16 protein-coding genes are annotated in these 23,043 nt (G+C 75.4%); all 16 read right to left on the bottom strand.

The features are described from left to right. Nucleotides 1-23: 23 nt before the first annotated feature. Nucleotides 24-3,449: an FtsX-like permease family protein gene (locus ACGFMM_RS03645; protein WP_393642719.1), complete on the bottom strand. Its 3,426-nt coding sequence runs from the start codon at nt 3,447-3,449 to the stop codon at nt 24-26. Between the two features lie 184 nt (nt 3,450-3,633). Continuing rightward, nucleotides 3,634-5,835: a hypothetical protein gene (locus ACGFMM_RS03640; RefSeq protein WP_393642718.1), complete on the bottom strand. Its 2,202-nt coding sequence runs from the start codon at nt 5,833-5,835 to the stop codon at nt 3,634-3,636. Beyond that, complete coding sequence (locus tag ACGFMM_RS03635) at nt 5,832-6,581, bottom strand: ABC transporter ATP-binding protein (protein WP_393642716.1); 750 nt, start codon at nt 6,579-6,581, stop codon at nt 5,832-5,834. The genes ACGFMM_RS03640 and ACGFMM_RS03635 overlap by 4 nt, the downstream gene beginning before the upstream one ends. A 2-nt stretch (nt 6,582-6,583) precedes the next feature. Continuing rightward, nucleotides 6,584-6,931: a hypothetical protein gene (locus tag ACGFMM_RS03630; RefSeq protein ID WP_393642715.1), complete on the bottom strand. Its 348-nt coding sequence runs from the start codon at nt 6,929-6,931 to the stop codon at nt 6,584-6,586. 172 nt (nt 6,932-7,103) lie between these two features. Further along, the gene (locus tag ACGFMM_RS03625) at nt 7,104-7,508 is read right to left on the bottom strand and encodes a globin (RefSeq protein ID WP_393642713.1); all 405 of its coding nucleotides are present in this window, start codon (nt 7,506-7,508) and stop codon (nt 7,104-7,106) included. A 147-nt stretch (nt 7,509-7,655) separates the two neighbouring features. Continuing rightward, on the bottom strand, nt 7,656-9,134 hold the full coding sequence (locus tag ACGFMM_RS03620) for an FHA domain-containing protein (protein ID WP_393642712.1): 1,479 nt from the start codon (nt 9,132-9,134) through the stop codon (nt 7,656-7,658). Between the two features lie 41 nt (nt 9,135-9,175). Then, nucleotides 9,176-10,528 carry a VWA domain-containing protein gene (locus tag ACGFMM_RS03615; protein WP_393642710.1) on the bottom strand — a complete coding sequence of 451 codons (1,353 nt, stop codon included), beginning with the start codon at nt 10,526-10,528 and terminating at the stop codon, nt 9,176-9,178. Between the two features lie 29 nt (nt 10,529-10,557). After that, nucleotides 10,558-11,982: a protein phosphatase 2C domain-containing protein gene (locus tag ACGFMM_RS03610; protein ID WP_393642709.1), complete on the bottom strand. Its 1,425-nt coding sequence runs from the start codon at nt 11,980-11,982 to the stop codon at nt 10,558-10,560. Between the two features lie 2 nt (nt 11,983-11,984). Next, the gene (locus ACGFMM_RS03605) at nt 11,985-14,648 is read right to left on the bottom strand and encodes a tetratricopeptide repeat protein (RefSeq protein WP_393642812.1); all 2,664 of its coding nucleotides are present in this window, start codon (nt 14,646-14,648) and stop codon (nt 11,985-11,987) included. Nucleotides 14,649-14,821: 173 nt separating this feature from the next. Continuing rightward, on the bottom strand, nt 14,822-16,084 hold the full coding sequence (locus tag ACGFMM_RS03600; protein WP_393642707.1) for a hypothetical protein: 1,263 nt from the start codon (nt 16,082-16,084) through the stop codon (nt 14,822-14,824). Nucleotides 16,085-16,190: 106 nt separating this feature from the next. Next, a complete protein-coding gene (locus ACGFMM_RS03595) occupies nt 16,191-17,156 on the bottom strand; it encodes a glutamate ABC transporter substrate-binding protein (protein ID WP_393642810.1) in 966 nt (321 codons plus the stop codon). A 92-nt stretch (nt 17,157-17,248) separates the two neighbouring features. Further along, on the bottom strand, nt 17,249-18,670 hold the full coding sequence (locus ACGFMM_RS03590; RefSeq protein WP_393642706.1) for a hypothetical protein: 1,422 nt from the start codon (nt 18,668-18,670) through the stop codon (nt 17,249-17,251). Nucleotides 18,671-18,923: 253 nt separating this feature from the next. Next, entirely contained in the window at nt 18,924-19,910 is a 987-nt protein-coding gene (locus tag ACGFMM_RS03585; protein WP_393642704.1) for an N-acetylglucosamine kinase, read from the bottom strand. Then, nucleotides 19,907-21,172 carry a 6-phospho-beta-glucosidase gene (locus ACGFMM_RS03580; RefSeq protein WP_393642702.1) on the bottom strand — a complete coding sequence of 422 codons (1,266 nt, stop codon included), beginning with the start codon at nt 21,170-21,172 and terminating at the stop codon, nt 19,907-19,909. The genes ACGFMM_RS03585 and ACGFMM_RS03580 overlap by 4 nt, the downstream gene beginning before the upstream one ends. A gap of 9 nt (nt 21,173-21,181) precedes the next feature. Then, nucleotides 21,182-22,078: a carbohydrate ABC transporter permease gene (locus ACGFMM_RS03575; protein WP_393642701.1), complete on the bottom strand. Its 897-nt coding sequence runs from the start codon at nt 22,076-22,078 to the stop codon at nt 21,182-21,184. Nucleotides 22,079-22,088: 10 nt separating this feature from the next. Continuing rightward, nucleotides 22,089-23,036: a carbohydrate ABC transporter permease gene (locus ACGFMM_RS03570; RefSeq protein WP_393642699.1), complete on the bottom strand. Its 948-nt coding sequence runs from the start codon at nt 23,034-23,036 to the stop codon at nt 22,089-22,091. Nucleotides 23,037-23,043: the final 7 nt, after the last annotated feature.

The following is a 23,043-nucleotide window of genomic DNA, read 5'->3' as shown; positions in this document are numbered from 1 at the left end:
ACCTCCGGGGTGGGCCGCAGTCGTCATTCCGCCCCCTGGGTCCGCAGGGTCTTCGCCGGGTCCTCGCGGCGCAGCGCGATCGCGGTGACGATCAGGACGGGGACGGCCGCGACGGCCGCCAGCAGGACGGCCACCCGGGCCGCGGGGAGTTCGACGAGGACCGGGGGCACCGGCCGTGTGGCCTGGGGCGTGAGGAGGACCAGCGGGACCACCGCCCGGGTCAGGACCGTGCCCAGCGCCAGGCCCATCAGCAGCCCGATCCCGACCAGCAGGCCCTGCTCCGCGGAGATCAGCCGGGCGAGCTGCCGGCGCGGCGCGCCGAGCGCGCGGAGCAGGCCGAACTCGCCCGCCCGCTCCCGTACCGAGCCCGCCGCGCTCACCGCGAAGCCGACCGCCGCGAGGGCCGCCGCGGCGGCCGCGACCGCCATCAGCGCGGAGCGCGGACCGGCGCCGAGCGGGTCGCCGACGAGTTCGGCCGCGGCCTCGTCGCGGACGAGGACCTGCGCCGCGTCCATGTCCGGCTGTGCGCGCAGCGCCGCCGCGACCTCGGCGGCCCGGCCCCGGTCGGTCGCCAGCCACCACTCGTTGGGCTGCAGCGGCGAGCCCGGGGCGAGCGCGAGGAGCCGGTTCGCGGACCGCAGGTCGATCAGGATCCCGCCGCCGTCGCCGGCGCCCGCCGCCGCGCCCGGCTTCGCGGCGCTCGTACCCGTCGTCGGCAGCTCCCGCACCGTCTCCACGATCCGTACCGTCACCTTCCGCCCCGCCACCGTCACGTCCACGGTGTCGCCGCGCCGCGCCCCGGCCGCGGACAGGAACGCGTCCGAGGCCACCGCGGGCAGCGGGCCCGTCTTGCCGTCCCGGACCGGGACGAGGCGCAGGCCGTAACCCGCGGCCGTGGCGTACGCGTCCGGGGACCGGACGGAGCTGAACCGGTACGTGATGTCCAGCGGCGCCGCGGCGTCGGCCGACGGCCGCGGGCGCACCACCGACGGCTCCCCGCCGTCGGGCGACTCCTCCAGCTCCGCGGCCCAGCCGCCCAAGCGGGCGGTCACGGGCTGCGGCGCTCCGTCGGCGCGGGCGGCCGACAGCGCCTCGACGACCAGCCGCTCGGTGCCGCCCTCGCCGTACCCGATCTGACCGTCGAGCTCCAGGCCGGTCAGGGTCAGCGGGCCGGCAGGCGCGCCGGTCTCAGCGCCGGTCTCGGCGCCGGTCTGCGCGCCGGTCTGCGCGCCGCCCTCCGGGCGGGTCTCCCCGCGCAGGTCGGCGGTGAGCCGGTGGACCTTCCCGTCCGCGGGGAGCGAGCCGAGGACCCGGCCGTACGGGATGCCGTACCGGTCCTCCACGGTCACCGTCACCCGCGGCGGCGCGGGGTGCGTCGAGGCGGTGGACGTCAGCCGCAGGTCCAGGGTCAGCCCCTCGGCGCCGTCCGGGAGCCGCACACCGGGCGGGGCGGCGTCGCGTCCGGTGGGGGCGAGCGTGCCGAGGACCTCGCGGACCGGCCGGTCGCCGGCCAGGTCCCCGCGCAGCAGCAGCCCGTCGCCGGCCGCGGCGTTCGTGATGTCCAGGGCGAGCACGTCCGCGGTGCGGTTGCCGCTCAGGCCCATGGTGTCGCGCAGTGCCGGGGCGGCGGCCCGTACGCCGGGCAGCCCGGCGTACAGGCCGGCCTCGCCCGGGTCCGAGCCGCGGGTGGTCAGGACGCGTACGGCGGCGCCGGTGCGGAAGTCGGCCTGGTCGTTCTGGGAGCGGCCCCACGACGCGCTCTGCCCGATCGCCAGCATGCCCATCGCCACCGCGAGCACCAGCAGCAGCACCGGCCCCGCGCCGCGCAGCGGCCGGCGGCTGAACTGCCAGCCCGCGAGCGCCGCCGGCAGCCCCCGGCCGCCCGCCGCGCGCCGCTCCGCGAGCCGGGCCGCGGGCGGCAGCAGACGCAGCGTCAGGACGGTGCCGGCGAGCAGTGCGAGCGCGGGCGCGGCGACGAGCATGGGGTCTGCCCAGCTCGAAAGGCCAGGGGAAGGATCGATGCCGAGCCGGCCCTCGCCGTCGCCGCCGTTCGCGCCGCCGCCGGACGCGGTGGTCTGCCGGTCGAGCTGCCAGTACGCGACGGCCGCGACGACCAGCAGGCCGACGTCGGCCCCGGCCCGCACCGATGCGGGCAGCGCCGCCGCACGGCCCTTGCGCAGCCGGATCGTTCCGCCGCCGGCGGCCAGCGCGGGCGCGACCACGGCGGCCGCGCAGCACACCGCGACGCCGGCCGCCACCAGCCACACCTGCGCGGAGGGTGCCGTGTCGAGCCGCAGCCCGGCGTCGGCGAGCGCCCCCTGCGAGCCGAGCAGCCGGGTCAGCGGACCGGCGAGCAGCGGGGCGACCACGGCCGCGGGCAGCGCGAGCAGCCCGGCCTCCACGGCGGCCAGCCCCACCAGCCGGCCGCGCGAACCGCCGCGCGCCCGCAGCAGTTCCGTCTCGCCGGACCGCTCGGCGCCGAGGAGCCGGGCGACGAGCAGCAGCGTGTACGCGGCGAGCAGCACCAGCTGCACGGCCACGATCAGCAGCGTGGACCGGGCCACGAGCAGCGGGCGTTCGACCTGCTGGAGCACGGTCGGCAGCGAGGTCTGCACCGTCACCTGCCCGCCGCCGAACGGTCCGGTGTCGGCCGCGAGCGCCGCGGCCCCGGCGGCGGCCGCGGCGTGCAGCGGCTCGATCCGGTCGGTGGTCATGGCGTCGAAGTCCGCGGTCGCCTGCCAGGCCGTGTCGCCCCGGCTGAGCCGGCCGGAGCCGAACAGCGCCTCGTCGGCGAGCAGCGGGCCGTACGTCGTGAACACCACGGTCCGCACGCCACGCCCGGCGGCCTCGTCGAGGAGCCAGTAGGTGTCGGAGAGATCGGCGGGCCGGTAGACGCCGGTCACCCGGGCCTTCAGGGTGCGCTTCTCGTCCAGCCGGTCGGTGAGGTCGAGGACGGCCCCGGGCGCGATCCGCAGCCGCTTCGCCGCGGCCTCGGGCAGCGCGACCTCGACGGGCCCGGCCGTCCCGGACGCGCGCGGGAAGGCCCCGCGGACCAGCGTGACCCGGGAGCGGTCGAGCGCGGCGAGCCGGGTCAGATACGGCTCGCCGCGCCGGGCCGCCGGGTCCTGGAGGGCGCGCGGCAGCGCGTACGGGCCGGAGCGCTCCAGCCTGCGCACGGTCACCGGCAGACCGGCGAAGGTCCGCCGCGCCCCGGCGCGGACGGCCGCGTCCGCCGAGGCCCGCTTGTCGGGGGGCGGCTGCGCCGAGACGGCCAGGGCCGCGGCGCCCGCGTCCCGGCCCTGGAGCGTGGAGCGCAGCGCGGCGTCGCCGACGGAACCCGAGAATCCGGCCAGGGCGGCGAGGACGGAGGTGGTCAGCAGGACGGCGAGCAACGCGGCCGAGAGCAGCAGTCGGTGCGCCCTGACCCGCAGCAGTACGAACCCCGTCACCCCGTCACCCATCCCCCCGAAGGCGTCCCCCGATGACCCGAAACGTTCACCGGATGCTTTCAGAGGGCATGGAGTGTGGAAACCGCTTGCACCGTGCTACGGACCGACCTTGACTCGATCGTGACCGTTATCCGGCGCGAGGTCACCGGATTCCGCCCGTCCGTGTGCGGAGCCGTACATTCAGTCAACTCCGGTCGCCGCGCGGGTCCCAGGCGTGCGTGTAGCGGGCGCCGAGGAGACCCCCGGCGAGGGTGGCCGCGGCGCAGACGAGGACGGCGAGGGCGAGGCCGGCGGCGAGCACCGGGACGGGGGAGTTGCCGGAGGGCGCGAGGAAGGCCAGGTTGAACGCGGCGAGCAGGGCACCGAACAGCGTGGCCAGGAGCAGCGCGCAGACCGTCGGCAGGCCCATGCCCCACCAGGCCACCCGCAGATGGAAGCCGGCTCCCGAGGTGTACCCGGCCAACGGCCGCAGCTCCTCGGCCCGTTCCAGGAAGGCGTGCAGCAGGCCCGCCGCCCCGGTCAGCACCAGGAAGCCCAGGCCCAGGCCCGCCGTGAGCAGCACCCAGTCCGCGATCCGGGCACGGGCCGCCGCCCCGACCACGTACTCGGCTCCCGGTACGTGCACATCGGTCAGCGGCAGCGTCGCGTACGCGGCCCGCTCCACCGCGGACACCCCGCCCTCGTCCGCCGACAGCACGACGAACGCGCCCTCTCCCGCGAGCAGTTCGGCCCGGTCGGCGGCGCCCCGGACCGTCGCCGCGCCGAACGTCGTCCAGCGCAGGGCCTCCGTGCGCGCCGTTCGGGCGGCGAAGACCTCCTCCGGCGGGAGCGGGGTGCGGGGACAGCCGGCGCGCAGCGGCGCGAGGGCGGCCAGCGTGCCGCAGTCGGCGAGCACGACGGGCGGGGCCTGCTCGGACGGGTGGACCACCCGCAGCACCCGGGCACCGGGGGCGAGCGCGCCCAGGAAGCGGGACGCCTGCTCCGGGGTGCGCACGCCGTTCACCTCCACCAGCCGGCCGTCGAGCCGTTCGGCGAGCGCGGTCGCGTGCCGGGCGTCCGTCGTCAGCTCGCCGACCGTGACGTACGTCTGGGCCAGCAGCCCGAGCAGCACCGCGATCGCCGCGCTGCCGCGGGCCAGCACCCGCGGATGGGCGGCGGCCCAGCGGCCGCCGACGAGCCGGGCCGGATCGCCCTCCGGCCGCCGGGTCACCGCGGCCGCGATCCGGGCGGCGGCCCGGCCGGCCAGGGGCGGCGACCCGGCCAGCGCCAGGATCACGCCCACGCCGAACAGCCGCGCCCCGTACGCCCCGCCGAGCATCGCGCCCCACAGTGCGGCGAGCGTCCCGAGCCCGCAGAGCCGGCCCGGCCACACCGCGCGGCGGCCGGACTCGGGGCGCGGCCGCGCGCCCTCCGCCTCGCCGATCCGCAGGTGCAGGGCCGCGAAGGCGCCGCAGAGCAGGGCCCAGAGCGGGAGCAGCGCGAGCGGGAACGCCCAGCGGAGCGCGGCGAGATCGCGGGCGGCGATCTCGTACCCGGTCAGCGGGAGGGTGAGTCCGGTGTACGCGAGGACGGTCAGCGGCACACCGCCGGTGAGCACGCCCGCGGCCAGCGGGCGCAGGCACGCGCCCGCCGCGATCCTCGCCCGTACGGAGCGGCTCGCGCCGATCGCGTGCAGCACGGCCAGTGTCCGGTCGCGGTTGCGGGCCCCGAGCCGGGCGGCGACGACGAGCAGGACGCCCACGGGGAGCCCGAGCAGCGGTGCCATCAGCCAGTACAGGTCCGCCGCGGGACGGTCGAAGCCGTCGCCGGTGAGGAAGTACGGGTCGTCCGCCGGTGCGCCGAAGCCGGTGACGGGGAAGGCGGTCGGCCGCTCCGCGAGCCCCGAACCGGCGGCCGGGCGGCGGTAGACGAAGAGTTCGCCGGGGTCCTTGAGCCCGCTCGGCGCGATGACGCCGCCGAGCCGGCCGTACCGGGTCGCGGACTGCGGCAGGGCGTCCAGCAGCGCGGGCGACACGAACGCCTCGCCGGGCGCGGGCCACCGGGGGAGTCCGGGCGGCAACGGGGCCCGGCCGGCGACGGGTTCGAGGGTGACGACCGAGAACGCCCGGTCGCCCACGGTGTCCGAGCCGTCCGCCCACCGGAGCTGCGGCGGGGTCCCCGGGGCGCCGCGGACCGGGAGCCGGGCCTCGGTGCGGGCCTCGCGCGCCCCGTACACGGCGGTGTTGACCAGTACTCCCCAGGCGAGCAGCGCTGCGGCGGCGCCCGCGAGCAGCAGGCAGAGCGCCTGGACGAGGTGCCGGGGGTCGCGCCGCTCGCCCGCGGCCCGCCGCCCGACCGCGAGCAACTGCGCGGTCGCGCCCCGGCGGACGCGGCGCGGCCCCGTCACGCGTCGGCCCCCGGGCGGACGGCGGCCTCGGGCTCGGGTTCGCCCTCCGTCTCGGTCTCACCCTCGGCCTCGCCCTCGGTCTCCGTCAGCCGTCCCGTGTGCAGGCGCAGTCTGCGGTCGGCGTGGTGGGCGACCAGCGGGTTGTGGGTGACGGCGAGCACCGTCGTGCCGTAGCGCGCGGGGAGCGAGAACAGCAGCGCGCAGACGTCGTCGGTGGCCCGCTCGTCCAGTGCGCCGGTCGGCTCGTCGGCGAGGATCAGCGGCGGGCGGGTCGACAGGGCGCGGGCCACCGCGACCCGCTGCCGCTCGCCGCCGGAGAGCACCCCCGCCGGGGAGTCGGCCACCGCGCCGACCCCGAGCTCGTCGAGCAGCCGGCCGGCCGTCCCGTACGCCTCCGTCCGGCCCGTGCCGCCGATCAGCAGCGGCAGGGCCGCGTTCTCGACGGCGCTCAGCTCGGGCAGCAGCTCGCCCGCCTGGTACACGAAGCCGATCGTCCGCAGCCGCCACGCCGCGGCCTTCGCCGGCTTCAGCGCGGCGGTGTCCGTCCCGCACACCCGGACCGTCCCGGCCCGCGGGCGGCGCAGACCGGCGAGCAGGGCCAGCAGCGTGGACTTGCCGCTGCCGCTCGGGCCGGTGACGGCGAGGGACTCGCCCGCGCGGGCGGTCAGCGCGACGTCGCGCAGCAGCGGGCGCCCGCCGAGCTCGCAGCTCAGGCCGGTGACGTCCAGGGTGAGGGGGGCGGTCATGGTCAGTAGTGCTCTTTCCAGCCGGAGCACGAGTCAGGGGCGAAGGGGTAGTTCTCGCACACCTTCAGCCGGTAGACCTTCGAGCTGCCCGAGGAGCCGGACCGGCAGTAGCCGCCGCTCTCCTCCACCCGGCCGGTGGCGCCGGACAGCCGGGAGAACTCGCTGTAGACGTTGAATCCGTCGATTTCGCGATCGCACACCCTCACGTACGAGTGATCGGTGCTGATGAAGGCGAAGTCGCTGCCGTGGTAGACGTGGAACACGTTTCCCACGGCGGTGCTCCCCGCGAGCAGAGCGGTGACCGTTCCCGCGGCCGCGGCGGCCGCCACACGCATGGTTCTCCGTCGCACGATGAACCTCCACAAGAAGAAGGACATCCGCCGGGTGCGGATGTCCGTTCGATGTGTTGCGACCGTGAAGGTAGTGGCGAGCGTGTGCGACGTGTCAGAAGTTGCGGGCGGTTGACCGGAACACGACCATGGATGACCGGATCGTAGCCAACTCCTCGCGGAACGTGACCTCTCAGTCCACCGTGTTGACCATGGAGGCGGCGGCGTAGGTGAGGTAGTTCCACAGCTGCCGCTCGTGCTCCTCGGCGAGCCCCAGCTCGTCGACGGCCGCGCGCATGTGCCGCAGCCAGGCGTCGTGCGCCGCCTGGTCGACCGGGAACGGCGCGTGCCGCATCCGCAGCCGCGGATGGCCACGGTGGTCGCTGTACGTGCGGGGGCCGCCCCAGTACTGCATCAGGAAGAGCGCGAGCCGCTCCTCGGCCGGGCCCAGGTCCTCCTCCGGGTACATGGGACGCAGCAGCGGGTCCTCCGCCACGCCCTCGTAGAAGCGGCGGACGAGGCGCCGGAAGGTCTCCTCGCCCCCGACCTGCTCGTAGAAGGTCTGCTCCTGGACTGTGCCGCGCGGAATCTCCATCACCGTTCCATGGTCTCAGACCGCCCGGCCGAGGACCGGGGGCCTAGGACCCCGGGCCCGGCGCCAGGCCTGGATGCCTCGGCCCGGACGCACGGCGCCCCGGGGCCGGCGGTGCGGCCCCGGGGCGTCTGCGCGTCGTTCCGCGGCCCGTCAGCCGCGGCGGATCGTGATCGTCGTCCAGGCGCCGACGTGCACCCGGTCGCCGTCCTGCAGCGGGATCGGCACGTACGGCTGGATCGGCTCCTCCGCACCGTTGATCGTGGTGCCGTTGGTGGAGTTCTGGTCCACCACCGCCCACGTACCGTCCGGCTGCGCCACCAGCACCGCGTGCTGGTGCGAGACGCCCGGGTCCTCCGGCGGCACCGACAGGTCGATGTCCGGGGACTCGCCCGTCGAGTGCCGGCGGCGGCCGATCGACACCTGGTTGCCGTCCAGCGGCAGGTGCTGCTCGGGGGAGTACGCGGGCAGGTTCAGGCCCGACGCCTCCGGGCCGCTGCGCTGCATCATCGCCAGGAAGTACTCACGGTCCGGACCGATCACCGCGGTCCAGCCGGCACCCTGCATGCCCGGCCCCGGGAACGGCGGCTGCTGCTGGCCGCCGAGCGGCGGCGCGCCGAGCGGACCGCCCTGCTGCGGCAGCGGCGGCTGGCCCTGGAACTGCGGGGCGTGCGGCTGCGGCGGGGCCGGCGGCGCGTGCTGGGCCTGGGGTGCCTGCGGCGCCTGGGGCGCGGCGGACTGGGCGTGCGAGGGCGGCGGCAGCATCCAGTCGTCCGCGCCCGGCGCCGGCGCCTGCGGCTGCTGCGGAGCGGGCGGGGGCGGCGGCGGACCCTGCTGCAGGAACGCCGGCGGGGCCGGCGGACCCGGCTGCGGACCGGGCGGCATCGGCGGCCCGGCCTGCGGACCGGGACCCTGCGGGTCGAAGCCCTGGGGACCGGGACCCTGCGGGTCGAACCCCTGCGGGCCCGGACCCTGCGGGTCGAACCCCTGCGGACCGGGGCCGGGCGGCGGCGGAACGGGCCGGCTGAACGCGGACGGGGGCGGCGGCGGGCCCGGCTGGTTGAACGCCGGCGGGGGCGGCGGCGGACCCTGGTGCTGCGCGGGGTCGCCGGCGAGCGGCTCGGCCGGCCGGTTCATCTGCGAGGGGCGCGAGCCCTGGTACTCGAACGGGTCCGGCGGCCGCGAGCCGTGCGGCGCCGGCGGCGGCATCTGCGGACCGGGGCCCGGAGCCGGGTGGCTCGGGCCGGGGCCGGCCTGGAAGCCGGGCGGCAGGTTCAGACCGGGCGGCGGGCTGGGCATCCCGGGCGGCGGACCGGGCATCCCCGGCGGCGGGCCGGGCATGCCGGGCGGGGCGACCGGCGTGTACGAAGTCGCCGTGTTCGTCAGGAAGTTCCAGCGGCACTCCTCGCAGAACGGGGCCATGGCCTCGCGCGGGGTGCGGCACTGCGGGCAGAGCTCCGCCTGGGCGGTCGCGTTCGGGTCGCCGCCGGGACCGGGGTACCCGTACCCGGGCGCCGGCGGCGGTGGGGGCGGCACGGCACCCGCAGGCCCGCCCGCCCCGGCCATGCGATGGCCGCAGACCTCGCACCAGTCGTCGGAGACCGACTGGTGTCCGTTCGGGCAGGTCGGCATGTCGGTGCTTCCCCCTTCGTCGTCCGGCCCCTGTGGCCGGGCTACTTCTTGACGCGAACCGTCTTGGTGGAGCGGGTTTCGAGTGTCATCTCGTCCGCTTCCGTGACCTTCGCCTTCAAACGCACAGTACCGGTCGTCGCATCGACGACGTCCACCACCTTCGAAAGCAGTTTCGCGGTGTCCGTGTTCCCCGAGGCGACCGCGAGCTGCACCGCGCGGCCCAGTTTCGCGGTCGCTCCGTCGAAATCTCCCGCTTTGCGGGCGTCGAGTCCCTGCTGGATCGCCTGCGCCAGCTCGGCCTGCCCCGTGTAGTGGGCGACCTGCGGGTTGATCGCGGTCGAGGCCGCCATGTCGTCCGTCCACACCGCCCGGACCAGCCCGTGGGAGAGGGCCTCCGGCGCGCCGCCCGCCGGGTCGGGACGGATCAGCGAGACCCGGGCGGCCAGCATCTCCTGACCGACGGCGGCCTCGGGCACCCGGACGCAGACGTGGTAGTCGCGGGACTCGTCGCCCCAGGAGCCGGTCGGGTAGTCGCCCGCGCGGGGGCCCGCCTCGGTGCGCCGGGCCGTCAGGTCCTCGACGGTCGGGGCGACCTGCTTCACGTACCGGATCTCCGTGCCGACCGGGGTCCACAGGCGCAGCGCCACGTCCGCGACCTCCTTGCCCATCGCGGTCTCCATCATCCGCGTGAAGTCGGCGGCGAGTCCGGACGGGTCGGCGACGATGTCGGCGGTGCCGAGGAGGGCCGAGGAGATCTGGGTGACCTCCTTGACCTCCCAGTCCGTGCCCACGCCGCGGGCGTCGCAGGTGAAGCGGCCCGCGCAGGCGTCGAGGGCGGCCTTCAGGTCGGCCGGGGACTCGTGCTCGTTGCGGCCGTCGGTCAGCAGGATGCCGTGCCGGATCGCCGCCCCGGCCCCGGAGAACAGCTGGTCCGCGAGGCGCAGCCAGGTGCCGATGGCGGTGCCGCCGCCGGCCGAGAGCCGGCGCAGCGCCTCCTTCGCCTCGGCGCGGGTCCGGTCGTCGGCGACGGCCAGCCGGCCGCCGCCCGGGTAGACCTCCTTGGCCACATGCGTCCCGGCGACCACGGCGAACGCGACGCCGTCGCGCAGGGTGTCCACGGCGGCGGCCGTCGCCTCGCGGGCGTTGCGCATCTTGGTCGGCGGGTAGTCCATGGAGCCCGAGCAGTCGACCATGACCACCACGGCGGCGGAGGGCGCGGCCGGGTCCCCCGGCGGGGCGGTCCGGGGCTGCGGTACGCCGGTGCCGAGCGTGCCGCCGCCGGTGGCGGTGACCGTGACGATCGCGTTGACCTCGCGCCCGCCCTCCGGCAGGTACTCGTTCTGGTACACGTCCAGCGAGAAGTGCGGCACGTTCGACTTGGAGAAGTTGGCCATCGGTTCGGCTCCTGGGGACGGGACTCGGGCTACGCGGAGGGGCTGTCGCCGGCGGCGCCGCAGGCCGATCCTGCCCCCTCGTGCGGCAGGGCGAACGGCAGCAGCGCCACTGTTACGTTGTCGTGGCCCCCGCCGTCCAGGGCGTGGCCCACAAGCACCTGCGCACCGTGCAGCGGGCGGCCGGACGCGTCCGGCGGCACGACCCGCGCCATCTCCTGCGCGCCCTCCGCGTAGTTCCACAGCCCGTCCGTGCAGACCACGACCACGCCGGGGCGGTCGGGCTTGTACGCGGCCGTGTGCGGCTCCAGTTCGTACGCGTCCGCGCCGAGCCAGCCGGTGATCGCGTGGGCGCGCTCGTCCGCGTACGCCTCGGCCTCGTTCATCAGGCCCGAGGAGACCATCTGGGCGGCCCAGGAGTCGTCCTCGGTGAGCCGGGCGGGCGGGGCGGAGCGGTCGTCCGGCACCCAGTACGCGCGGCTGTCGCCGACCCAGCCGACCACCAGGAGCTCGCCGGTCACCACGGAGCCGACGATGGTGCAGGCGGGCGCGTTGCGGTGCGGGTCGTGGTCGCGGGCCGAACCGGGCTCCTCCGCGAGGGAGTTGACCGCGTCGGCGGCGGCCACGATCGCCTCCATCATGGCCTGCTGGGGGTGGGTGCCGCGGGGCAGCGCGGCGAGCAGCGAGCGGTTCGCGGCGCTCGCGGCGGCGGCCGAGGCCTCGTCGGGGCGGGTGGCGGAGGAGACGCCGTCGCAGACGATGGCGACGGCGGCCGGGGAGCCGTCGGGCAGCGCGGTCGACGACACGGCGAACGCGTCCTCGTTCCGGTGGTGCCGCAGCCCGCGGTCGCTGACCGCGGCCACGCTCTCCAGCTCGCGCTCCATGTGGTCCCGCTCGCGCGGCTGGGCGTGCCCGCAGTTCTCGCAGTACCCGTCGGTGTCGACGCGGCCCGCGCGGCAGGCCACGCACACCTTGACCTGGGCGGCGACGGCCGCCACGCGCGGGTCGGGGGCGGCTAGTTCGTAGTCGCCGGCGGTGTCGCCGTTGCCTTCGCCGTCTTCGGCGGAGGAGGGCCCGTCATGGCGGACCGCTTCGCCGGACGCCGGGTCGGCGGGGCCGTGCGGCGCGGGGATGCCGGCCGCCGCGAGACCGCCGGCCGCCGTGGCCGTGCCCTCGACGACGGCCTGCGCCGCGCGGGAGCCGCCGGCCGCGGTCGCCGGGTCCGGCGACGGCAGGTCGCCGGGGTGCTGCGTCTGCGCGGAGAGGTCGCGGGGCGCGGGCGCCGGCCACGTCGCCGCGGGCTCGGTGCCCAGGGCGACCGTGGGGCGGTCGGCCCCCGGCTCCGCCGCCACCGACAGCGCATGGCCGCAGGCTCCGCAGAAACGATCAGTCGGGTCCAGGGGCTCGGCGCAGCCGGGGCACACGGAGAGCCGCTGCTCGGGATTCCGGTCGTTCATCATCACACCCACGTCCGGGGGCGGAGGCGGTTGGCCCGCTCCACCAGTTCGATCCTCTCCTCGCCCCGCTGAGCGAGCCGGGCGAGCACCCGGTACGAGCGTTCCAGGCCGAAGCGCAGTCCCCGCTCGTCCAGTTCGCTGCCCAGCAGCAGCGTCCGGCCGGGGGATGCTCCGGGACTACCGGAGAGTACCCAGTCCAGTGCGGTACCGAGGACCTCCGTCGACAACCGCTCCCGCCGCACCGCGTCGAGACCGAAGCCCTGCAGGGCCGAGACCTGCGCCGCGGCCGCCGTCAGATCGGCCGCCAGCGGGTCCTGCGGGGCGCGCCGGCGCAGCCGGGCCCGTACCGCGGCGACCCGCGCCGCCGTGTAGTGGATGGACGCCTCCGGCACGGACTCCAGTGTGCGCACCGCGCCCGCCCGGTCGCCGGCCGCGAGCTGCACCCGCGCGAGCCCGAACGCCGCACTCACGTACGAGGGGTCGGTCGTCCACACCAGGCGGTAGTACTCCGCCGCGTTGTCCAGCTGGCCCAGCACCTCCGCGCAGACGGCGAGCGCCAGCTTCGGCGCCGGCTCGCCCGGGAAGGCGTCGTACACCGCGTCGAACGACAGCGCCGCGTTCTCGTCGTCGCGGGTCGCCAGCGCGACCACGCCGCGGTACCAGACCACCCGCCAGTCGTCCGGGTGCCGCTCCTCCAGGGCCGTCAGCGCCTGTCCCGCGCGCAGGAGTTCGCCCATCTCGAGCAGCGCCCGCAGCTCGCGCAGCCGCAGCTCCAGGGACGGCGCGGGCGCGGCGGCCAGCGCCGTGAGCAGCTCGGCCGGGGCGGCGGCCATCAGACCGGCCAGGAACCCGGCATTCGGGTCGCCCGGGTCCACCCGCGGCACCGGCAGCGCCAGCGAGGTCGCCGGCACGCCGAGCGGCGCCAGATACGGCCCCGCGACCCCGGCCACGACGCCGGCAGAGACCCCGGCAGAGACCCCGGCCACGACCCCGGCCGTCGTACCGCCCGTCTTCTTCGCGCCGCCGCCGAACAGACCCCACCAGCCCGCCGGCACGTCCCGCGAGCCGAGCACCGACACGTCGCCGGCCGACTCGGCGAACAACTCCGTGTCCGTCACCCGCAGTTCCGCGCCGAACAGCGTCGACAGCGCCGGCCGCGGACGGCCGGACTGCAGCGCCACGACCTCCCGGAGCACACCCGTCAGCTGCTCCGCCATCTCCTGCGCGGAGGCGAACCGGCGCGCCGGGTCCGGGTCGGTGGCCCGCACCAGGAAGCGGTAGAACGACTCGTACGTCCGGAACACCTCGATGTGTTCGGGGTCCGGCAGCGAGTCCGCGAAGATGTTCGTATAGCCCTGGAAGTCGAAGGTCAGCACCGCGAGGGTGCGCGCCACCGTGTACAGATCGCTGGCCACCGACGGGCCGGCCTCCGCGACCTCCGGGGCCTGGTAGCCGACCGTGCCGTAGATCGCCGACTCGTCGTCGTCCATGCGGCGCACCGCGCCCATGTCGATCAGCTTGAGCTGGTCCTCGGTCTGGATCGCGTTGTCGACCTTGAAGTCGCAGTACAGCAGGTTCCGGCTGTGCAGGTGCCCGAGCGCCTCCAGCGCCTCGATGCCGTACGCGCAGGCCTGCTCGACCGGCAGCGGATCGCGCCGGCCGTCCGGGCCGCGGCGGGTGTTGGCGATCTCCTTGAGCGACTTGCCGCCGACGTACTCCATGACGATGTAGCCGTCGAGGGAGCCGGTGCGCTGGTCGAGGTGCTCGACGAAGTTGTAGATCCGGACGATGTTGGAGTGCTCGATCTCCGCGAGGAAGCGGCGCTCCGATATCGCCGCCGCCATCGCGTCCTGGTCGCCGGTGTCGAGCAGGCCCTTGAGCACCACCCAGCGGTCCGAGACCGCGCGGTCCACGGCGAGGTAGATCCAGCCGAGGCCGCCGTGCGCCAGGCAGCCCGCCACCTCGTACTGGCCGCGCACGATGTCGCCGGTGCGCAGCTTCGGCACGAACGAGTACGGGTGGCCGCACTTGGTGCAGAAGCCCTCGGTGCGGCCCGGCCGGTCGCCGCGCGCCCGGCCCACCGGGGCGCCGCAGTCGGAGCGCGAGCAGAATCGCTTCCGCTCCGGGACCTCGGGATTCTCCATCACCGCGGAACGCGGATCGGGGCGCGGGATCTCGGGGATCGTGACCAGGCCCGCGCCCAGCCGGTTCCGGCCCGACTGGCTCGTGGACGAGCCGGAGCTGCGCACCGAGACCGAGCGGGACGAGCTCGCGCCCGAGAGCGAGCGGGAGAGCCGGCCGGAGACCGAGCGGCGCGACGTCGAGGAACGCGAGGAGCGCGCGGACGGCGCGGAACTCCGCGACGAGGCGCGGGAACTGCTCGACGAGCCCTTCCCGGCCACCGCCACCCCGGTCGGCGTGGACTGCAGCAGCCCCGTCGCCGGCAGGACGGGCGCGAGGCCGCAGGTGTCGCAGTACAGCTCGCCGCCGCCCATGTCCTCGTACGCGCCCGCGCAGCCGGGCCGCTGGCAGGGCGCCCCGGCCGTCTCCGCGGCCGCGGACGTCCGCGCGGTGCCCGTCGCGCCGGTCGCCGCCTGCGGCGCACCGCCGGGCGGCAGGACGGGCGCGAGACCGCAGGTGCCGCAGTACAGCTCGCCGCCGCCCATGTCCTCGTACGTGCCCCCGCAGCCCGGCCGCTGGCAGGACGCGCCCGCCGGCTGCGGCGGCGCGGAACCGCCGCGTCGCGCCGACTGGTTGGTCACCTGGCTGTGCTGACCGCTCACGCCACCCGTCGGCACTCCGCCCGTCGGCACCCCGCCCCCGTTCGTCTCCGTCTCGCTCATCGTGTCCCCCTCGCGTCGCCGGGCCCCGCCAGGACCTCGGCCGCCGCCCGCTGGTAGCGGAGCACCGCCTCCTCGGCGACCCGCAGATCGCACGGCGCGCTCCACAGCATCCGGCGGGCCGCGTCGTACCGCTCCACCAGGACCGGGTCCTCCGCCCAGCCGAGCCGGGCCACCTTCGCCTTGTACGCGTCGAGGCGGCCGCGCAGTTCCGCGCGGACCGCGAGCGGCGCGGTGACCGCCGTCAACGACGCCCGGGCCCGCTGCAGTTCGTCCTCGGCCTCCCGCTCCAGGGCCTCCAGGAGCGGCGAGAGCCGGTGCCACTGCGCGTGCCTGCGGTACTCGGCCGCCGCGACGAGCCGCTCCTGCAGCACCGTCGGCGGACCGCTGACCGCCGGCACCTCCGAGGCGGCGATCTTCGCGAGCACCTCGCCGCGCGCCGCCCGCGCCTCCGCCAGCGTCCGGTCCGCCCGGGACAGCACGTCCCGCAGCCGCAGCAGCCGCTCCTCGGAGTCCTGCCGCACGGCGAGGACCGCCTCGATCTCCCGGCGCACGTCCTCCAGAGCACGGGCCGCCCGGTCGTACCGCTCCGTGTCCGGACGGCCGCCGCCGGGCGCCGAACTGCCCGCCGCGGGTTGCCAGAAGGCCAGCGGATCGGACACGACCTGCTCGCGCAGCCCGGTCAGCTCGTCCGTGATCGCCTCCAGCTCGTCGCCGGCCGGATGCTCCCCGGGGCGCACCCCGACGGAGTGCGCCAGCGAACGGGTGCGGCCCAGCTCGGCGGCGAGCAGGTCTATCCGCGCGGGCAGCGCCGACCAGACCGCGTCGGCGGTCACCACGGTGTCCAGCGAGCCGGCGTACAGCTCGTTCATCCGGTCCACCAGGCCCTCCAGGGAGAACCGTTCGCTCAGCGCCGCGCCGCCGCCGAGGACCACGCTCTCGCCGCGCAGCCGGTCGGTCAGCTCCACCAGGTCCTCCTGGCCGGGCCAGCGCCGCCGGGAGCGCAGCTCGCGGCTCTCGTGCAGGGCTGCGGTGTACGCGTCGAAGTACGCCCAGAGCAGGGTGATCGTGCGCTCGGTGGAGCTCCACCGCTCCTGGGTCGTCCCGGTCAGCCGGGCGCCCTCGAGGAGCCGGCGGCCGGCGTGGTCCTGAAGCGCGAGGAGCGAGTCCTCGATCGCCTTGTGCTCCGCGCCGAGGCGTGCCAGCGCACGGTCCACCTCGTCCCGGTCCATCACCGGACCAGCAGGTCCCGCGATGCCCATCGATCACCTCTCCGCTCTTGCCGTCGCCTGTCGTCTGCGGCTGCGTCCGCCGGGGACGCGGGGCCGGCCGCCGCCGTCGGGCGGCCCGCTCCCTCTCGTACCCGGCTCAGCCGCTCTTGTACTTCGGCGCCGGCGGTCCGGCTATGCCGGGCAGGTCCGCCTTCAGCCACTTCTCGTACGCCGCCTTCCAGGGGCCCTGGCGGTACTGCACGAGCACCTGGTTGACCCGGCGCACCAGGTCGTCGTTGCCGAGCTTGGCGGCCACCCCGTAGTACTCGGTCGTGAACGGCTTGCCCTTGAGTTCGACCGCCGGGTCCTGTGCGGCCTGGCCGGCCGCCAGCGCGTTGTCGGTGACGACCGCGTCCACCTCGCCCATCTGGAGCCGGGCCAGGCAGTCCAGCTGGTTGGGCACGGTCAGCCGGTCCGGGTCGGCCGGGCCGCCGTCGCCGTCGTCCTTGTAGACCGCGCCGAACGACTTCTGCTCCAGGGCCTCGTACGCGGTGGAGCCCTCGGCCGTGCAGACCCGCATGCCGGTCAGCGAGCTGTCGTACCCGGTGATCGTGGACGCCTTCGGCGCGAGCACCTGCTGCCCGGCCTGGAAGTACGCGGTGGAGAAGGCGACCTGCTGGATCCGCTTGCAGTTGATGGTCATCGTGCGGACCACGAGGTCGACCTTGCCGCTCTCCAGAGCGGCGATCCGCTGGTTCGTCGGGATCGTCCGGAAGACGATCTTCTCCTCGCTGCCCAGGAGGTCCTTGGCGATGGCCCGGGCCAGATCGATGTCGAAGCCCTCCAGGGTGCGGTTCGTCGGATTCCGGTAGCCCCAGCGGTAGCTGCTCTGGTCGACGCCCACCACGAGCCGGCCGCGCGCCTTGATCGCGGCGACGGCCGGGCCGTCGGCGGCCGACGGGGTGAGTGAGGCCTCCGGGTCCCGGCAGGCGGCCTCGGCCCGCACCTGCACGCCGGTGCCCACTCCCGGTCCGGTGACCTGGGGCGTGGTGCGGTCCGCGGCGCCGGAGTGGGTCAGCGGGCCGAGGGTGAGCGCGGCGGTGACGCCGCAGGCGACGGCCATCGCGCCGACCCCGCCCCAGCCCCTGAACCGGCCGGCGATACGGGCCGCCGCCCGCCGCCCGCGCCCTGTGAGGTCCGTCAACTCTCCCCCTCTCACCGGTACTCCGACAGTCTGCGGTTGATGCCCATGATGGCCCCCACCGCGCCGAGCACGGCCAGCACGCCCGCGCCGAGGGGGAGCGCGGTGAGCGCGCCCCTGCCGTCGGAGGCGGAGCGGGTGAACTCGGCCTGCTCGCGCTCGAGTGCCTGCTTCAGCAGGGCGTCGACCTGGTCGAAGGACCGGCCGGTGGAGTCGTCCCGGCCGATGACCAGGTTCAGCGCGCCCTCGTAGTCGCCGGCGTCGTCGGTGGCGCGGGCCACGGAGTGACGCTGCTTCCAGTGGGCCACGCGGTCCGCCGTCCGGTCCACCAGCGCGCGGCCGGCGTCGTCGTCGGCGAGCTCGCGGGCCTCGGCGAGCGCGGTGGTCAGCGCCTTCATGCCGGCGTTGTGCTCGGTCTCGTACTTGTCGTTCTTGCCGTCGTCGGTGAGCACCGCGCCCCGCGCGACCAGCGTCAGGTTCTCGTTGGCGCGCGCCTTCAGGGAGTTGATGCGGGCGGCGGTGAGCACCTGCAGCGAGTTCTGGCCGTGCTCACGGGCGTTGTTCAGCTCGGCGCGGGCCACCGTGTGCCCGACGGTCAGCCACAGCAGGACCACCAGGGACGCGGCCGTCGCCGCGAGCAGGCCGTGGTTCAGGACCCGGTTGGTGCGCAGGTAGTTGCGGCGCTGCACGGCGGCCAGCGCGGCCAGCGCGAGCAGGCCGAGGACGAGGGAGAGGTACGGAAGCGCCCGCGCCTCCTCGTCGTCGGCGTGCAGCCGGGCGGTCTCCGCCGCGTACAGCCGCTCGGCGGCCGGCAGCAGTTGGGTGGCCATCGTCTGGTTCGCGTAGCGCAGATACGCGCCGCCCAGCGGCAGGCCCTGGCGGTTCGCGGCGCGGGCGCGCTCTATCAGGCCGGTGTAGCGGGGGAGGTGCTCGCCGAGGGTGGTGATCTCGCGGGTCGACTCCACGGAGCCCTCGGTGTTCGCCGCGGCCTTCACCAGGAGGCGGGAGGCGGTGGCGATGTCGTCGGCGTACCGCCGGCGGACGTCGGCGGGCTCCGTCGCGCCGGCGAGGAAGCCGCTGGCAGCGGCGGTGTCGGCGTCGGCGAGGGAGCGGTAGATGCTCGCCGCGTCGGCGCTCAGCGGCTGGCTGCGGCTGACGACGTCGTCGGCGGAGGTGGCGCGGGCGGAGATCTCGTACGCGGTGACCGCGCCGAACGCGACGACGAGCACGGCCAGCACGGCGCCGATGATCTGCAGCCGGCCCGGCTCCGTGGTCGCCGCGCGCCGCAGGATCGCGCGCCCCTCGGCCCAGACCCCGGGCCGCTCCGGCCCCTCGGGCGGCAGCCCGGCCGGCGCCGCCTGCGCGGGCACGGCGGGCGGCCGGGACTGCTCGAGCCCCGGCGCCGGCGCGGTGTGCGCGTTCGGCGGGTGTGTCACGTGACCTCCCCCTCAGTCGCCGATCTCGGCCACCCGGCCAGCAGTATGGCCGTAGCGGCCGATACGCACACCGGTAATGACGCGATCTTGTTCCTATCGTGCCCCCTAAGGAGAACACGAAGGACGACCGGAACCGGTTCCCCGAACGCCCCACACTGGCGTACACGCGCCACCCGGGCGGAAGTTCGAGGGCGGTCCGCTCGCGGGCGGTCCCTCCCCGGGCGGTCCGCCCCCGCCCCGCCCCCTACCGCCCCTACCCCCTCCCGTACCGCTCCCGCAGCCGGGCCGTCGCCTCCGGGTCGGCGCCTGTGCGGTCCAGGCCCAGGAGGGCCGCGCCGAGGACCGGGGGCGCGGTGACCACGCGGAGTTCGGCCTTGGGGGCCTTGTGGGCCAGGAGTTCGGCGATCCTGGCATCCAGGTCGGGGTGGCGGGCGGCCAGCACGCTGCCGCCCAAAACCACCGGAACCTCCTCGTCCAGCAGGTCCAGGCGGCGCAGGGCGACCGTCGACAGGGCCACCACCTCGTCCGCGAGCCGGCGGACGAGACCGAGGGCGACCGGGTCGCCCGTGCGCGCCACCGCGAAGAGCACCGGGGCCAGCTCGTGGCGGCGGACCGCCGGGACGCGGCCCAGGTGCAGCGCCTCGATCAGCGCGTACATCGTCGGCAGCCCGAAGTGCGCGGGCAGCGCCCGCGCCAGCTCCGTCGGCTCCCCGCGCCCGTCCTCGGCCCGCGCGGCGAACCACAGCGCCTCCTCGGCCAGGCCGCCCCCGCCGCCCCAGTCGCCCGAGATCCGGCCGATCGCCGGGAAGCGGGCGGTGCGGCCGTCCGGCAGCATGCCGACGCAGTTGATGCCGGCCCCGCACACCACGGCCACGCCCCGCGGCTCGTCCACCCCGGCCCGCAGGATCGCGAACGTGTCGTTGCGGACCTCCGTCGTCGCGGCCCAGCCACGCCGCTCCAGCGCGGCCGTCAACTCGGCCTCCTCGACCGGCAGATCGGCGTTGGCCAGGCAGGCCGCGACATGAGCGGCGTACGGCGGAGAGGTCAACCCTGCGGCCTCGGCCGCAGCGCCGACCGCTGCGCCCAGCACGTCCACGGCCGCCTCGACCCCCACCACCGGCGGCTGGAACCCGCCGCCGCGCCCGGTGCCCAGCACCGCCCCGTCCGCGCCGACCAGCGCCACGTCCGTCTTGCTGTTGCCCGCGTCGATCGCCAGGACGGCGGCTTCCGTCGCCCTCACGCCCACGCCAGATGCTGCCGGTTGTGCGCGAGCAGCCGGTCGGTGAGCTGCTCGGCGTACGCGTACTGCCCGACCAGCGGGTGCGCGAGCAGCGCCCGGAAGACCCGCTCCCGGCCGCCGCGCAGCGCCGCGTCCAGCGCCAGGTCCTCGTACCCGGTCACGTTGGCGACCAGCCCCGCGTACAGCGGGTCGAGCCGCGGCGCCGGCAGCGGCGTGGCGCCCCCGGCGCCGACCGCTGCCTGCACCTCGATCACCGCGTCGTCCGGCAGGAACGGCAGCGTGCCGTTGTTGGACGTGTTCACCACCTGGTACGGCGACCCCCCTCCGCCCAGCAGTGCCGCCGCCAGGTCCACGGCCGCCTCCGAGTAGTACGCGCCGCCGCGCTTCGCGAGCAGCGCCGGCTTCTCGTCGAGCGCCGGGTCCCCGTACATCTCCAGCAGTTCGCGCTCCATCGCCGCGACCTCGGCGGCCCGGGACGGCTTGCGCCCCAGCTCCTGTACGACCTCGTCGTGCAGGTAGAAGTACCGCAGGTAGTACGAGGGGACGACGCCGAGCCGGTCCACCAGCTCCCGCGGCATCCGCAGGTCCGCGGCGACGGCCTCGCCGTGCTCGGCGAGCAGCCGGGGCAGTACGTCCTCGCCCTCGGGCCCGCCGAGCCGTACCCCGGTTTCCCAGGTCAGGTGGTTGAGCCCGACGTGGTCGAGGTGGACCTCGGCCGGCGCGACGCCTAGCAGCCCGGCGAACTTCCGCTGGAAGCCGATCGCCACGTTGCACAGCCCGACCGCCTTGTGCCCGGCCTGCAGCAGCGCGCGGGTGACGATCCCGACCGGGTTGGTGAAGTCGATGATCCAGGCGTCCGGGTTGGCGCGCCGGACCCGCTCGGCGATGTCCAGGACGACGGGCACGGTGCGCAGCGCCTTGGCGAGCCCGCCCGCCCCGGTGGTCTCCTGCCCGACGCAGCCGCACTCCAGCGGCCAGGTCTCGTCCTGCTCGCGGGCCGCCTGCCCGCCCACGCGCAGCTGCAGCAGCACCGCGTCCGCGCCGTCGACGCCGGCGTCGAGGTCGGCGGTGGTGACGATGCGCCCCGGGTGGCTCTGCCGGGCGAAGATCCGCCGGGCGAGCCCGCCGACGAGGTCGAGCCGCTCGGCGGCCGGGTCGATCAGCACGAGTTCGGTGACGGGCAGGGTGTCGCGCAACCGCGCGAATCCGTCGATCAGTTCGGGGGTGTAGGTGGAGCCGCCCCCCACGACAGCCAGCTTCATGAGTCGTTGTCAGCCCTTCACTCCGGTCAGTGTGACTCCCTCGACGAACGCCTTCTGGGCGAAGAAGAACACGAGGATCACAGGGGCCATGACCAGCACGGTCGCGGCCATGGTCAGGTTCCAGTCGGTGTGGTGCGCGCCCTTGAAGGACTCCAGGCCGTAGCTCAGGGTCCAGGCCGCCGGGTTCTCGGATGCGTAGATCTGCGGTCCGAAGTAGTCGTTCCAGCAGAAGAAGAACTGGAACAGCGCGACGGCGGCGATGCCCGGTTTCGCCATGGGCAGCACGACCCGCAGCAGCGTGCGCAGTTCGCCGCAGCCGTCGATCCGCGCCGCCTCGATGTACTCGTCGGGGATCGTCAGCAGGAACTGCCGCAGCAGGAAGATGGAGAACGCGTCGCCGAACGCCAGCGGGACGATCAGCGGCCACAGGGTCCCGGCCAGGTCCATCTGCTTCGCCCAGAACAGGTACATCGGGATGATGACGACCTGCGGCGGCAGCATCATCGTCGCGATGACCAGCATCAGCGCAAGGCGCCGCCCGCGGAAGCGGAACTTGGCGAGCGCGTACGCGACGGGCACGGACGACAGCAGGGTCAGTACGGTGCCGAGACCCGCGTACAGCAGGGTGTTCCGCCACCAGGTGAGGAACCCCGGCGTCTCGATGACCCGCGTGTAGTTGCTCCACACCCAGGTGTCGGGGACCAGGTCGCGGGTGAGCGCCTGCTGGTCGCTCATCAGCGAGGTCAGCAGCACGAACACGAACGGCAGCACGAAGAACAGCGCGGCCGCGACGCCGAGCGCGTGCACGGCGATCCAGTGCAGCAGCGCGCCGCGGCGGGCGGTGCGGGCGGCGGGCGCGGCCGGCCTTTCGCCGGGCGCGGCCGGCCTTTCGATGGCGACGGTCATGGGGAGGGACTCACCTGCCTGGTTCCTGGAGCAGCCCGCCGCGGCGGCGCATCAGCAGCGCGGTGAAGGCCATCGCGAGGGCGAAGAGGACGAGGGCGAGCACGCACGCCGCCCCGTAGTCGAAGCGCTGGAAGCCCAGGTTGTAGACGAGCTGGGGCAGGGTCAGGGTGGACTTCTCCGGATAGCCCGGCTCGAACTGCTGGCCGCTGTTGCCGATGATCCCGGAGGCGACCTTTCCGGCCACCAGGGGCTGCGTGTAGTACTGCATGGTCTGGATGACCCCGGTGACCACGGCGAACAGCACGATCGGGGAGATGTTCGGCAGCGTCACGTACCGGAACCGCTGCCAGGCCGAGGCCCCGTCCAGCTCCGCCGCCTCGTACTGCTCCTTCGGCACGTCGAGCAGCGCCGCCATGAAGATCACCATCAGGTCGCCGACGCCCCAGACCGCGAGCGCGGTCAGCGCGGGCTTGGACCAGTCGGGGTCCATGAACCAGCCGGGGGCCGGGATGCCGGCGTCGGCGAGGAGGGCGTTGACGGGCCCGGTGCCGGGGTTGAGCAGGAAGACGAACGCGAGGGTGGCGGCGACGGGCGGCGCGAGGTACGGCAGGTAGAACAGCGTCCGGAAGAGATTCGTGCCCGTCTTGATCTTCGTGACGAGCAGCCCGACGCCGAGCCCGAAGACGACCCGGCAGGCGACCATGACGACGACCAGCCAGAGCGTGTTGCGCATCGTCGGCCAGAACGCCGGATAGTCGGCGAGGACGTAGGTCCAGTTCTCCAGCCCGTTGAAGACGGGCTCCTGGAAGCCGTCGTACGCCATGAACGAGAAGTACAGCGTGGAGATCAGCGGATAGGCGAAGAAGACGCCGAACCCCACCAGCCAGGGCGAGAGAAAGGCCGCAGTACGGAGCGCCGAACGCCGGCGCTTCGTACGCAAGGTGTGAACGGCACTCATACCGGGC

This window comes from Streptomyces sp. NPDC048604 (assembly GCF_043199435.1).
Classification (GTDB): domain Bacteria; phylum Actinomycetota; class Actinomycetes; order Streptomycetales; family Streptomycetaceae; genus Streptomyces.
This window is presented reverse-complemented; position numbering and strand designations above follow the sequence as displayed.

Bases quoted from the DNA above. Each gene is read 5' to 3' on its own strand.
- ACGFMM_RS03610 (WP_393642709.1), bottom strand. From the start codon at position 11,982: ATGAACGACCGGAATCCCGAGCAGCGGCTCTCCGTGTGCCCCGGCTGC.
- ACGFMM_RS03615 (WP_393642710.1), bottom strand. From the start codon at position 10,528: ATGGCCAACTTCTCCAAGTCGAACGTGCCGCACTTCTCGCTGGACGTG.
- ACGFMM_RS03605 (WP_393642812.1), bottom strand. From the start codon at position 14,648: ATGGGCGGCGGCGAGCTGTACTGCGGCACCTGCGGTCTCGCGCCCGTC.
- ACGFMM_RS03575 (WP_393642701.1), bottom strand. From the start codon at position 22,078: ATGACCGTCGCCATCGAAAGGCCGGCCGCGCCCGGCGAAAGGCCGGCC.
- ACGFMM_RS03620 (WP_393642712.1), bottom strand. From the start codon at position 9,134: ATGCCGACCTGCCCGAACGGACACCAGTCGGTCTCCGACGACTGGTGC.
- ACGFMM_RS03580 (WP_393642702.1), bottom strand. From the start codon at position 21,172: ATGAAGCTGGCTGTCGTGGGGGGCGGCTCCACCTACACCCCCGAACTG.
- ACGFMM_RS03595 (WP_393642810.1), bottom strand. From the start codon at position 17,156: ATGGCCGTCGCCTGCGGCGTCACCGCCGCGCTCACCCTCGGCCCGCTG.
- ACGFMM_RS03600 (WP_393642707.1), bottom strand. From the start codon at position 16,084: ATGGGCATCGCGGGACCTGCTGGTCCGGTGATGGACCGGGACGAGGTG.
- ACGFMM_RS03570 (WP_393642699.1), bottom strand. From the start codon at position 23,036: ATGAGTGCCGTTCACACCTTGCGTACGAAGCGCCGGCGTTCGGCGCTC.
- ACGFMM_RS03635 (WP_393642716.1), bottom strand. From the start codon at position 6,581: ATGACCGCCCCCCTCACCCTGGACGTCACCGGCCTGAGCTGCGAGCTC.